Consider the following 12,178-nt stretch of genomic DNA (forward strand, 5'->3'; position numbering starts at 1 on the left):
TGACCGCGAGCCGCACGCTCACCTCCTCGTGAGGCAGGCTCGGCCAGGCTCATGAAAGACCGTCCCGCGACGGGCGGCCCGACCCACCGAGCGTTCGGGGGCGGGCCGCTCGTCGCCCCGTGCCCGGCGAGCTCGCCCGCGTGCGCCCGACGCGAAACGAAACCGATCATCGCGGAATCCCCGGCTCGTACGTCCAGGCCGTGGAATGCCCCGCGCCCCTCGTGCGTGTACGGGGTCAGCGCTCGTACGTGTGCACGGGCGCGGCGGCTTCGTGAGCGTCGACGAGCTGTTTGGGAGCCGTCAGGCACCACGCCTCGGTGACCAGCTCGAACAGCTCATCCGCGTCGATCTTCGCGAGGTGCACCACGACCCAGCCGAACCGGCCCGCGGTGAACTGGATCTCGAACACCTCCGGCCGCTCCGCCACCAGCGCGAGCTGCTCGTCGATCGTCGACTTGAGCCCCACGGTCTCCGTCTTCTCCCACAGGTAGCCGAAGCCCTTGCCCCGCACCTTCAGCGAGACCCACTCGCCGCCGTCGCCCTGCTTGGTCTCGGGCAGTTGCTTCACCATGTCCAGGAATTCATCCACGCTCACACCCATGGCCCACGGTCTACCAGAGCGCACCGACATTTATCCCCTGTCGCCACCGGCGGCCGTCAGCCCGTGACGCCCGGCTCGCCGTTCTCGATGTGTCCCATCAGGCGGCGGGCGAAGCCGGTGTCCCCTGCGACGGTGATCCACAGGTCGTACCATCCGGTCGCGGCCCGCCACGGCACCCGCGCGGTCTCCCCGGCCGCGAGCCGCAGCGTGCGCGCCGCCCCGCCGTAGGCCAGGGGGGAGATCGTCACGTCGGCCGGTTCGTCACCGGTGTTGACGACGACGATCTCGATCGTCCGCGTGGCCGCGTCGATCACGCTGGACGTCTCCACCGGGTCGTCCGTCCCGCCCCGGAACTCCCTGCGGAAGCCGTTCGGCCCGGTGAGGACGAGGGCGTACGTGGGACACGGGAAGTAGACCACCTCGCGGGCGTGGCCGAGCACGTCGAAGTGCAGCGGCCGGACGAGCTCCCCCATGTAGCCGTACAGCGCCAGGTGCGCGCTCTCCGTACCGGTGTTGCTCATCGCGATCTCGACGGCGCGACCGCTGGTCCGCGCCGAGGCGTCGGGCCGGTACGGCAGCGCGCGGGCGGGCCTGACGCCCGGTTCCCCGCCGGGCATCCGCTGCTCGGCGGGGGCGTCGGGGTACCAGCGGCCGGTCGGGACTCCCTGGGCGGCTGCCGGTACCGCCGGCGTTTTCGGCACTTCCAGCGCTCCCGAGGTTTCCGGTTTTTCTGGTGTTTCCGGCGTGGGCCACGCCTCCGGGCGGGCGAAGTCGAAGGCGGAGGTGAGATCCCCGGCGACGGTCCGCCGCCAGTCGCTGATGTCGGGGGCCCTGATGCCGAGCCAGGTCTCCAGGAACCGGACCGTCGAGCTGTGGTCGAACGTCTGGGAACAGACGTGGCCCCCCACGCTCCACGGCGACACGACGATCATCGGAACGCGCATGCCCAGCCCGATGGGCCGCCCGCCGACGAACTCCCCCGGGGTTCCGTCCGGCGGGACGGGCGGGGGGACGTGGTCGAAGAAGCCGTCGTTCTCGTCGTAGGTGACGAAGACCGCGGTACTCGCCCACACCTCCGGACTCGAGGCCAGCGCGTCGAGGATCCGGTAGACGACCTTCCCGCTCTCCACGGCCGAGGATCCCTCGGGGTGCTCGGAGTCGGCGAGCGAGGTCACGACGTACGAGACCGCGGGGAGGCGTCCGGCCGCCACGTCGGCGGCGAACCAGTCCCCCAGCCCGCCCGTCCGGGTGCGGCGCAGCGCCCGGTCGTAGAGCAGCCGGTCGGCCGGGTCGAGGCGAGCCACCCTCTCCTCCAGCTCGGCGAGCATCGGCGCGGGGTCCTCGGACGCGCGCACCTTCTCGTAGAAGGAGTGCATGCTGCTCTGCCCCAGTTTCGCCATGACCGCCTTGAACGCGGCGAAGAACTCCAGGTTGTTGCACTGGTAGTTGTCCCACTCCTGGTAGACCTGCCAGGAGTGCCCGGCCCGGGTCAGCAGCTCGGGCACCGTGGTCCAGGAGTAGCCGGGGTGCCCGTCCTCCTCGCAGGCACCGTTGTCGACGGCCCTCTGTTCGGTACCGGGCTCGTGACCCGTGTGGCCGGAGACGTGGTAGTTGCGGTTCGGCGTCGTGGAGCTCAGCACCGAGCAGTGGTACGCGTCGCAGATCGTGAACGCGTCCGCCAGCCCGTAGTGGAACGGGAGGTCCTCGCGGTCGTAGTACGCCATGGTGGACGGGCCCTTGTTGGGCACCCAGGCGTCGTTCCAGCCCATCGCCCAGGCGTTCTGGGTGCCGAGCCAGCTGTGGTCGTGGGTGTCGAGCAGCATCGGGTCGGCTCCCGCGCGCCCGGCGGCCTCCCGTACCGAAAAGGGCAGGATCCCGTCCTGTTCGAAGACCGGACGGAGGGCACGGGTGGACACCGCGTTGCGGTCCCCGTAGCCGCGCACCCCGCGCATCCGGCCGAAGTAGTGGTCGAACGACCGGTTCTCCTGCATGACGAAGACGACGTGCTTGAGGTCGGAGAGGGTTCCGGGCGGTGCGGGCCGCGCCAGCAGGCGCACGAGAGAAGGGGGAAGTGCGGACCTTGCCGACATTGACGCATCCCTTTAACGGCATTTCGGGCAAGCCTCAACCTAACAACCCGGGCCGGTCCTTCCCACACCCGGGATCCGGCCTCGTAGCCCCCGACAGGACGCAGCGGACCGTCACCCTGCCGCACATTCTCGTCCGCGGCGACGACCTTCGCGTGCAGCACGGAAACCGAGCCGCCGGCCTTCGCCCTGCCCGCCCAGGCTCAGAACGTGATCGACGGGCGGAGCACTTCCGAGGCGACGTGCTCCGCTACATCACCGTTGACAACGGGATCGTGTAAAGGGCCCTCTTCTCGGCCAGCCATTCGCTGTCGATGAAGCGGCCGCTCATGCGCCCGGCGAGGAAAAGATAGGTCTCCAGGCAGACCCGTCCGTGGTCCTCGGGTTCGGTGACCCAGGATCCGGAGTGCACGGTCTCCGGGATGTTCGCGGGCGGCCCGGCTTCCCGGAGGTACGGTTCGACCACGGAGCCGGGGTCGGCGATGACCTCGCCGTACCAGCGTTGAGTCGCCCAGGCGGTCGTGACGCCATCGCCGTAGAGGAGGTCGTAGACAAGGGCGTCCAAGGTGCGGATCTGAAGGAAACGCAGGCCCGCTTCCGTCAGGCCGGTGGTGACCGGGGGTGGGCCGCTGATGGTGAGGGCGTGGGTCCAGCCGTCGGCGTGGGGGCCGGTCCAGATGCGTTCGGTGAAGGCCATCGGCCGGTAGTGGGCCATGGCGCTCGCGAGGTCGCAGTCCTGGCGGGAGGTGAGATCGGCGCCGAGCAGGGCGGCCACCGCCTCGGCGTCGCCCGACTCGACCCAGGTGCCGGTGAATCCGCGGCCCAGTCCCGCGCCGAGCAGGTACCTCCACTGGTCAGTCACCGGGGCCAGGTCCCTTTCGGGATGCGGCAGAGCAGTCCCGGCGTGGTGAACCAGGTGTCGTCGATGAACCGGCCGGTCGTGTACGCCATCGCGGCGAGGTAGAAGTTCATCTCCTGGGCGATGACAGGGGAGCCGACGAGATCTGCTCCCTCCTGTCTGGGAAGGTCCCAGTGATCTGCGGGGATGGTGTCCTCCCACTCGTCCCCGTTGAAATAGATCGGTTCGGTGATTTCGCCCGCGTAGTAGGACAGATGGTAGGCCCGCCCCCCCGGCTGCGGGAGCGAATCGAGGGCGCGCCACGGGGATAGTCCGGACACGGCGAATATCTTGACCCAGCCGGGGCTCTGCTCGGCCACCCAGACGAGGTCCTCTTCCGAGTAGGTGCGATACCATCGCCGCGCCTGGTCCAGGTCGCAGGCGAGTGTCTCCTCCTCCGCCCGCAGCGCGGCGACCACCGTGCGGTAGTCGGGCGCCTCGACCCACGAGCACTCGAACCTCTCCGCCAGGCCTCGCTCCTCGAAATACGACCACTGGTCTAATTTGTTGCGACTCGTCACGATGCTCCGATTGCGGGGGATCGGATGGGCGAGGTGGCCGCTGGCGAAGCCGACGGCCACCGAATGCGTCGATCTGGTCGAGCACGAAGTCATCCGGTGATTTGGCTTCCAGGTTCCATACGGCCAGTTCCTCCGCAGGGAAGTCCTTGAGGTTGGATGTGACGATGACCCGCGCACCCACCTTGATCGCGGCTGCGAGCACGTGCCGGTCATCTGGATGGGGAAGTTTCAGACCTTCCACCAGGGGCTCGTATCCCTCGACCAGACAGTCCCGCACAGCGGCGTTCATGAGATCGCGCAGTCGTGACAGCCTGTCCGCCGGGATGTCGGGACGGTCGGCCGCGAGGTTTGCGAGCGTCTCGTTCAGGATCTCGTTCGTCCATCTCGCCTGCACCATGCCTGCCTGGGCGATGCGGATGAGCAGGTCTCAAAGCGTGTTGCCGTAGAGGACGTTGGCGTCGTAGACCGCGACGAAGGCCACGGTCAAAGCCCCAGTTCTTGGCCGAGCACGGCGAGATCGTCGGCGGCGGTCCGCCGCTTAAGATCATCGCGCCGCTTGTAGTCCATGAGATCTTCAGCGGTGATGCGACGGTGCTTTTTCACCATCCGGTAGGGGATCGCCCCGGACTCCAGCAATCCGATCAGGTAGGGGCGGGACACGTTCAGCATGTCCGCCGCCTGCTGGGTGGTCAGTTCGGCACGGGAAGGAATGACCGAGACACCACGCCTCTCCGCGGCCTGGGTCAAAATGCAGGCGAGCAGGCTCACCGCCTCGCGCGGGAGGATCAGGGCGTCTTCGTCACCGAGTTCGCCGGTGACCGGGATGACCTCCTTGCCGGGACACCGCACGAGATGGTCCTTGATCCGTCTGACGGCACGTACCGCGACCTGAACGTCTATCGCTCCTGGCTCGATCGAGTGCTGGACGTGGATGCCGGTCATGTCCACCTCCCTCTCCTCATCGCATTATCCGAAACAAACGAAATAGATGTAACAGAGGTGGCCGAGGTGTCGGCGGCCTCGCAGCGGAACCCGCTGTTCGGCCGCGAGACCGTCCCGTCCGCTCTCACCGCCGCAGTGGCGGGAACGCGATGGGCCTTGTCGGCATGGATGATCGAGGCAGCAGGGTGTGGTCAGCGGTCTGGTTGCTGGAGGCGCCGGATCTGGAGGCGCAGCTCTCGTTCGCGGTGCTCGCGCCGTTGCTCACGGCGTAGTTCCGATTCCTCGGCGCTCTCGCGGTCCCAGCGCGCCCGGGTCCGCCGGATCTCGTACAGGGCGACGCGGGACAGCCAGATGATGCCGATCACGATGGCCATGAGGATGGTCACGTGACCGGCGAGAAACAGCACGAAACCAGCGACGAAATACACCCGGTACGCGGTCTTGACGGCGATTTCTATCGTGTCTATGTGCTTTTCGAACAGCGTCATGCGTTACTCCGACGGTGTTGGGTGGAGTAGCCGCTCCGGCATGAGAGGGAATGACCGAAATACCAGTTCCGTCCGCTCGCGGGGTCATCGCTTCACCGGCGGAAGCGCGATGCCGAGCGGGTACGGGACTTGCCGACTTAGACGATCAATACCTACTCTGGTATGCGACTTTCTCCTTCATCACGGGGTCATGAAAAGGACGGGGGTGGCGTGGCCGAGCGGATGGTGCCCAGTCCCCGGCACGAAAGGCTGAGGCAATTGCTCGCCGAAGCCGAATACAGGGCCGATGAGGTGCGGCAGGCATACCAGCGCGCCTCCTCGGCGATGCGGTCGGGACAGGTGTGGACGGGGCCGACGGCCGCCACCTGGACCACCGAGCTGGAAGACCGGCACCAACGGCTGGGAACGCTTGCCCAGCGCGTGGTGGACGCGGTCGAGGAGGAACTGCGCCGCTCTCCTCCGCTGGTGACCGAGGCCGAGGCGAACGCCATGCGCCGGGAGATGGCCGGACGCACGTGACCGTGAAGGGGAACGTTCCATGGCACCCACCTCCGAGTTCTGCGGCATCGACCCCGAACAGATGGGGCAGCTCGCCACCTCCCTGCGCGGCGCCGCGGACCGGTTGACCGCTTTCAGCCGGGAGTTCGAGGGCAAGCTCCGCCAGCACGGGGTCGACACCCCCGCGCTCCGGGAGATCACCGACATCGCGGACTGGGGCGGGAGGCAGGTCTCCATGCTCCACGGCCGGATCGACCTGATCAACGCCCTGGGCGACGGCGCCCCCGAGCTGGGCGGGGCGGGGGGCGCGGCCTCGATGGCGGCGGGCGGGCAGGGGCTCGTCCGGCTCCCCGACGAGCTGAAGGACTTCGACCTCGCCCAGGGCCTGGCCAGGATGTACGGCGAGGACATCCTGGTGAACTTCCACAGCGACCTGCAGGCCAAGCTCATCCACGAGCACATCGACGACGTCGCCAAACTCGCCGACAACCCCCAGGCCGCCGCCGCCTTCTTCGCCCTGCTCTCCCCCAAGGTCCGCGACGCGCTGCCCAATCTCATCGCGGTCACCGGCAGCAAGACCGCCAAGAAGGACCTGGCCGTCTTCAGCAAGGCCCTCGGCGCGGCTTTGAACGCCCCCACCCTCGTCCCGGCCTTCGCCAAGGTCAGAGACGACCTGGTCAAACCGGCCGGAAGCAAGGTCGCCGCGTGGAACCGGCTCGCACTGCTCAGCGGCGCCAACGCCCCCTCCTCCGTCCGCAGCGCGGCGGCCCGCGCACTGGTTCTGGACGAGTTCGCGAAGAAGCCCAAGCAGGACTGGCGGGCCGGCGGACCCACCGAGACGAAGGAGTACGGCCTGCCCGAAGACCTGGTCGCCATGGGGCTGGAGGTGCTCGACGGAGACGGCGCGGCGGTACGGGACACCTTCGCCAAGATGGGCGGGGCCGACGTCAAGCTCAGCCAGGTCGACAAGATGAAGCTGTTCCTCGACCGCGCCAAGACGGCGGGCACCGGGGACGAGGTGGCCGACGCCTTCGGCCGGGCGATGGAGGCGGGCACCGAGGCCAAGACCGAAAAGGCCGGCCGGCACAGCCCGGAGGCCGCCGCCTTCGCCCTGGACGCGATAAAGGTCGCGGGCTCCTTGGGCAGCGACCTGCCCAAGGTCGGCTGGGATTCCATGAGCGTGATCGCGAAGTCCTACATCCACGAACTGGCCTCGGGTGCCCGCTTCGACAAAGCCGTCTACCGCGACTCCGGCATGGGAGTTCCAGAGAACTGGATCCATCTTCCTCCCGTGACCCCGGCGTTCTACCTCAGTCCGGGCGACACCTTTCGCTTCCTGAAGACCTTTGTCGGAGACAAACAGCTCACTGACGACTTCGACGCGACGGCAGCCCAGTTCCGTCATGACACGTTGATGGCAGCGGCTCGTTCGGACGCGCAGACAAACAACGGTGACTTCGAACTCGCTTCGACCATGTTGGGAGACCTGGGCGGTCTGGAATTCAAAGCGACGCTGGACGTGCGCGGAGAGCAGGACGCCATCAACGAAATGGTCCTTAATGTCGTCAAGAACACCGTCTCCTTCGGGATCGACGGAATTTCCCCCGCGAGTAGGGGTGTCGTGGCAGGGTGGGAATTATTCAAGGCACACGGTGTCAGCAACTTACTCGATGGCGCAGCCGACCGAATTGAAACACAGGTAGAGCAGGCGACCGGAGCTCGGGCAGAATTCGCTCTGCGCCTGAAATACGATATGGCGCATCTTCTCCATAGCGCTGACTATCCAGCAAGTGAGCCCCCCGCAGAGCTAATAAGCAAAACTACCGGCAGCCTCAAGACCTATGACGAGTTCGTTGTCGAAGCCAAACACGAGACCAATGGCAGCGATACGAAATGGGAACAAGCACTCAGTAAGAAGCTAATCGCCTATGAGCGGTGGATGGATAGCAACAAGGATCTCGATCTCAAACTTGAGAACTCATCCAGAGTTCAAGTCAACGAAACCGCCCGAGAGCAAATACGCATATGGGAATAGATTAATTCTTTTCTCACCGAGGCAGACAGAGAGTTTCCGCATGTAGCCGCCATGTGGGAGACTCCGGAGCCACATACACCGCAGCTATGATTCCTACACCCTTTTTTGACGCGTGGATGAATCTTCCTTCCTCGGCATCCACCTCACTAAAGGGGTTTTTCAGCTTATAACCAAGTTCATTGACGAGGGTGCCAGCCATTATTCCTTCGGCCTGGTCCAGATGACTGTCCACATCTCGGGCATTACGTTCATCATCAGCAGTGGCCCGCAGCACTCGTTTGAACTTGTCCTTGTCGCAAGGAATATCCTTGTCTGGACGCTGTAGGATACGAAGCTTGTTCAGCGGATTCTTGAAGACATCGTCGGTTTCCAGGCGCCGCGTGTCTTTCTGTAGCTCCGCCACCGCGTCCTTCAGGGAAGGATCGGAAGCACATCCTGAGGCCACTATCACCAGCACCAGACCGACGGCAAGTAACCGGGTGGAGCGCATTTGGGACCTCCGGGGGTAGTGGACGCCAGGACGTATCAATCTTTACCCACTCGGCACGCGTTCGCCACACCCTTTCCATACTCGTTCGTTGGCCAAGGGAAGTTGCCAGGTCACGCCGACCGCTGTCGTCAGCCAGGGCAGGAGCATGTCCTCGCGGGTTGAAGCCGTGATCCGCTCGGCCGGCGGCTCGATCGTCGTCATGGTTTCGCCTTTCGAATGCTTTTCGACGCTCGCGACGGGAGGCCAAAAGAGGGCTATATCATTCATATCCGGCCCGATTCACCTCCGGCCAGGAAATTGGTTTACCGCTTTCTTATCAGCACTTTCATGAGGAGGATTCCTGTGCCTAGAATGCCTTATCGGTAGTCAACCGACTACTAGATCGGCAATCCAGGCTAGAGCGGATGATGACAGCCGTTGGTTTACCTGGACTGGATTTGATATCACCGGCCGACCATCAAGTCCGTTTTTTCTAATTCGGGAGGAAATGCAATGGATGAGGTGCCGTCTCTCGATCCTGGATCTCCTCGCGTGCGGTTCGGCGCCGAGATGCGTCGGCTGCGGGAGGCAGCCCAGCTCTCGCAGTCCGCCGTGGCCAGGCGGCTCGGCTGCACCCAGACTCAGGTCAGCCGCCTGGAGAGCGCCAGCCGCACACCATCGAAGTCCGACGCGGAAAAGCTGGACCAGCTCTTCGGGACCGCTGACGGCAGCGCCTTCACTCGCCTCCGTCAGCGCATCCTGGCCCAACCCGGTGGCCCGATCTGGTTCCAGAGCTGGGTCGAGGAGATCGAGCCGACCGCCCTCGTCCTGCGCTCCTGGGACCCCCTCCTCATCCCCGGTCTTCTCCAAACGGAGTCCTACGCCCGTCACCTGTTCGCTCAGGCTCCTCAGATCACCCTCGATGAGGTGGAAGAACGAGTTAGAGCTCGCATGCACCGGCAGTGGATTCTCAGCCGGGAAAATCCCCCTCTCCTCCTTGTACTCGTCGACGCAGGTGTTCTGCGCCGCAAGGTCGGTGGAATCGAGGTGATGCACGAACAACTCGGCCACCTGCTGGAAATCACTCAGAGGCCAACCGTTTCCATCCAGATTGTCAGCCCGGAGTGCCTCACGGGTCTGATGGGCGCTTTCACGATCGCCGAACTTCCAGACGGACAACCAGGTGCCCTTCATGCGGAATCTTCGGCGGAAGGACAGATCATGACAGATCTTGATTCCGTGACATCGATTTGGAAGCGTTATGAGGCGATACGACTCTGGGCCTATCCTGAGCATGTATCCCTCAAAATGATCGAGAAGGCGAGGCGGGGATGGACCTGAGCGGCGCCGTGTGGCGGAAGTCGTCTCGTTCCGGAGACAGCGGCGGCCAGTGTGTCGAGGTGGCCTCCAATCTGTCCGGGGTGGTCGCCGTTCGCGACAGTAAGAACCCCGGTGGCCCCAAGCTGCTCTTCGCCCCCGCCGAGTGGAAGTCGTTCATCGGTGGCGTCAAGACCGGCGAGTTCGACACTCTGACCTGACCTTTCATCCCTTCGACCGTCGACCGACACGCCTCCAGGCCGGTCCTAGGTCCATGGTCCGATGCGGCAGGAGCGGGATGGGACATAACGTCGGCCTCTCGTCCACAGAGAGGTAAGCCAATGACGTTTCTGGTGACCGGAGCGACGGGCAAGGTCGGTCGGCACGTGGTCGGCCACCTGCTCCGCGCGGGTCAAAGGGTGCGTGCGCTCACCAGGGATCCGGCCGGGGCCGGCCTGCCGGAGTCCGTGGAGGTGGTGCGGGGCGATCTCACCGATCCCGGCACGCTGGGGCCGGCCTTCGACGGCGTCGAGGGCGTGCACCTGCTGACCGTGGGCGGCGACGACTACGCCACGCTGCGGACCGGACCGGAGTTGGCCAGGCTGGCGGAGAGGGCCGGAGTGCGGCGGGTCGCGCTGCTGTGGAACGGTCAGGTGGGTCCGGTGGAGGAGGCCTTCGCGGCGAGTGGCGTCGAGTGGACCAGGCTGCAGCCGGTCGACTTCATGGGCAACACGCTGGCCTGGGCGTCGGCCATCAGGGCGGAGGGCGAGGTGCGTGAGCCGTTCGCCGACGTTCCGGGCGGGGTCGTGGACGAGGCGGACGTCGGCGCCGTTTCGGCGGCGGTGCTCGTGCGCGGCGGCCACGCGGGGAGGACATATGTGCTCACGGGGCCTCAGCCGCTCAGCCGGCGTCAGCGCCTGGCCGCGATCGCGGAGGCGACAGGCCGTCCGCTTCGCCTCGTCGAGCTCACCGAGGAGCAGGCGCGCCGGCGCTGGCGGCAGGCGGGACACGGTGAGGAGCTCATCGAGCTTCTCGTCTCCTGGCAGCGCGACCCGCCTCCCGAGTCCGCCTCCGTCTCGCCCGCGGTGCGTGAGATCACCGGTCGCGAGCCGCGTTCGTTCGCGGAGTGGGCCGCCGAGCACGCCGCCCACTTCGGCGCGGAGGTCGCGAAAGCCCCGGAGGCCCCGGAGGCCGCGAAAGCCCCGGCGGCTCTGAAAGCCCCGGAGTTCCCGAAGGCGTAGGGCCTGAATCTGGGCCTCCGTGCCGGAGTGGGTCGTGTCGGTGAGCCACTTCGAGTGTCGGTGAGCCACTTCGAGCAGGTTCTAGATCCAGCCGCGCCGGGTGGCCTCCATCGCGACCTGGAACCGGGTCTGCGCCCCGACGCGCTGCATCAGCTTGGTGACGTGCCGCTGCACGGTGCGCTCGCTCCATCCCAGGGCCCGGCTGGCGGCCTTGTCGGTCGCCCCCGACGCCAGCAGGGTCAGCAGTCTCGCCTCCTCCTCGGACAGCACCTCCGCGTCGGGTGAGTTCAGCTGGACCGGGACGCTGCGTGTCCACGTCGTCTCGAAGAGGGCCACCAGCGCGTCCAGGAGCGGGGAGGGGTGAATCACGTAGGACGCCGCGATCATGTCGTCCACCGGCCGGAGCAGCGGGATGATGGCGAGCCGGTCGTCGGAGATGGCCAGTTTCATCGGCAGGTCCGCGGCGATCCTGGCCTGTTCCCCGTGCCGCATCCCGGCCGTGACGTCGTCCAGCCAGCCGGGAAGCGCGAGCGCGCTCCTGTCGTAGATGACCCGGTACTTCACCCCCCGCTTCAGCAGGGCGAGTTCCACGTGGTTCGGCTCCGTGTGCGCCTGCGGGGCGGCGTAGGGCGGGCGGTCGAACCCCCGCATCTGGGTCCGGGTGTTCTGCTGCATCTGCACCCAGTGGTGGTTGACCTCGTCGCGTCCCGAGACGATCTCGATCAGGTCGCCCGGATGGGCGAACCGGGTGCCCGCGCGGTACATCTTGACCAGCGTCCCGATGTGCAGGCGGACGTCGCGCAGCCCGGCCTCGCGCTCGCGCAGCACGGCCTCCAGCCCGCTGTCCGGTGAGACGACGACATAGCGAACGGGGCGCCCCGTGGAACGGGTGGCCAGGCCGAGGTCGACGAGCGAGCGCAACGTCCGCCTCGCGGCTGACACCGGGAGATGACAGTCATGGACGAGTTCGGAGACCGTCGCCTGCGTTCTGCGGACGAGTGCGTCGTACACCGCCTCGTCCTGCCGGCTCAACCCGATCGCCTCAAGCATCACACTCTCCTTGCCTGTACGGTGAGCTCCG

14 protein-coding genes are annotated in these 12,178 nt (G+C 66.3%); 5 read left to right on the plus strand and 9 right to left on the minus strand.

Features of this window, described 5'->3' with window-relative positions; genetic code table 11:
• Positions 1-235: 235 nt before the first annotated feature.
• From ACVCAG_RS09750 to ACVCAG_RS09775, 6 genes are all read right to left on the minus strand, one after another.
• Positions 236-601, minus strand: coding sequence for an MmcQ/YjbR family DNA-binding protein (locus ACVCAG_RS09750; protein WP_440085046.1), 366 nt, complete (start codon positions 599-601; stop codon positions 236-238).
• 56 nt (positions 602-657) lie between these two features.
• Positions 658-2,691 carry a phosphocholine-specific phospholipase C gene (locus tag ACVCAG_RS09755; protein ID WP_447189749.1) on the minus strand — a complete coding sequence of 678 codons (2,034 nt, stop codon included), beginning with the start codon at positions 2,689-2,691 and terminating at the stop codon, positions 658-660.
• Positions 2,692-2,938: 247 nt separating this feature from the next.
• Positions 2,939-3,550 (minus strand): hypothetical protein, encoded by a 612-nt coding sequence (locus ACVCAG_RS09760; RefSeq protein ID WP_447189750.1) that lies wholly within the window; start codon positions 3,548-3,550, stop codon positions 2,939-2,941.
• A complete protein-coding gene (locus ACVCAG_RS09765) occupies positions 3,547-4,107 on the minus strand; it encodes a hypothetical protein (RefSeq protein ID WP_440085049.1) in 561 nt (186 codons plus the stop codon). The genes ACVCAG_RS09760 and ACVCAG_RS09765 overlap by 4 nt, the downstream gene beginning before the upstream one ends.
• 483 nt (positions 4,108-4,590) lie before the next feature.
• Positions 4,591-5,049: a helix-turn-helix domain-containing protein gene (locus tag ACVCAG_RS09770; RefSeq protein WP_440085050.1), complete on the minus strand. Its 459-nt coding sequence runs from the start codon at positions 5,047-5,049 to the stop codon at positions 4,591-4,593.
• A gap of 191 nt (positions 5,050-5,240) precedes the next feature.
• On the minus strand, positions 5,241-5,537 hold the full coding sequence (locus tag ACVCAG_RS09775; protein ID WP_440085051.1) for a hypothetical protein: 297 nt from the start codon (positions 5,535-5,537) through the stop codon (positions 5,241-5,243).
• A gap of 210 nt (positions 5,538-5,747) precedes the next feature.
• Here ACVCAG_RS09775 and ACVCAG_RS09780 point away from each other — a divergent pair, with 210 nt between their 5' ends.
• Together ACVCAG_RS09780 and ACVCAG_RS09785 are read left to right on the plus strand one after the other, a co-directional pair.
• The gene (locus ACVCAG_RS09780) at positions 5,748-6,056 is read left to right on the plus strand and encodes a hypothetical protein (protein ID WP_440085052.1); all 309 of its coding nucleotides are present in this window, start codon (positions 5,748-5,750) and stop codon (positions 6,054-6,056) included.
• A 19-nt stretch (positions 6,057-6,075) separates the two neighbouring features.
• Positions 6,076-8,070, plus strand: coding sequence for a hypothetical protein (locus tag ACVCAG_RS09785; protein ID WP_440085053.1), 1,995 nt, complete (start codon positions 6,076-6,078; stop codon positions 8,068-8,070).
• 13 nt (positions 8,071-8,083) lie between these two features.
• Here the strand turns inward: ACVCAG_RS09785 and ACVCAG_RS09790 are convergent, their stop codons facing one another.
• Both ACVCAG_RS09790 and ACVCAG_RS09795 read right to left on the minus strand, forming a co-directional pair.
• Complete coding sequence (locus ACVCAG_RS09790) at positions 8,084-8,560, minus strand: hypothetical protein (RefSeq protein ID WP_440085054.1); 477 nt, start codon at positions 8,558-8,560, stop codon at positions 8,084-8,086.
• 42 nt (positions 8,561-8,602) lie between these two features.
• Entirely contained in the window at positions 8,603-8,761 is a 159-nt protein-coding gene (locus ACVCAG_RS09795) for a hypothetical protein (RefSeq protein ID WP_440085055.1), read from the minus strand.
• A gap of 291 nt (positions 8,762-9,052) precedes the next feature.
• On the opposite strand from ACVCAG_RS09795, the gene ACVCAG_RS09800 reads away from it, so the two are divergent.
• The 3 genes from ACVCAG_RS09800 (at position 9,053) to ACVCAG_RS09810 (ending at position 11,097) form a co-directional block, all read left to right on the plus strand.
• Positions 9,053-9,880, plus strand: coding sequence for a Scr1 family TA system antitoxin-like transcriptional regulator (locus ACVCAG_RS09800; RefSeq protein WP_440085056.1), 828 nt, complete (start codon positions 9,053-9,055; stop codon positions 9,878-9,880).
• Positions 9,871-10,077: a DUF397 domain-containing protein gene (locus ACVCAG_RS09805; RefSeq protein ID WP_440085057.1), complete on the plus strand. Its 207-nt coding sequence runs from the start codon at positions 9,871-9,873 to the stop codon at positions 10,075-10,077. Before ACVCAG_RS09800 ends, ACVCAG_RS09805 begins: the two co-directional genes overlap by 10 nt.
• A 120-nt stretch (positions 10,078-10,197) precedes the next feature.
• Complete coding sequence (locus ACVCAG_RS09810; protein WP_447189751.1) at positions 10,198-11,097, plus strand: NmrA family NAD(P)-binding protein; 900 nt, start codon at positions 10,198-10,200, stop codon at positions 11,095-11,097.
• 81 nt (positions 11,098-11,178) lie between these two features.
• On the opposite strand, the gene ACVCAG_RS09815 is transcribed toward ACVCAG_RS09810, so the two are convergent.
• Entirely contained in the window at positions 11,179-12,147 is a 969-nt protein-coding gene (locus ACVCAG_RS09815) for a helix-turn-helix domain-containing protein (protein ID WP_440085059.1), read from the minus strand.
• Between the last annotated feature and the right edge of the window lie 31 nt (positions 12,148-12,178).

Source organism: Streptosporangium sp. G12, from assembly GCF_052983175.1.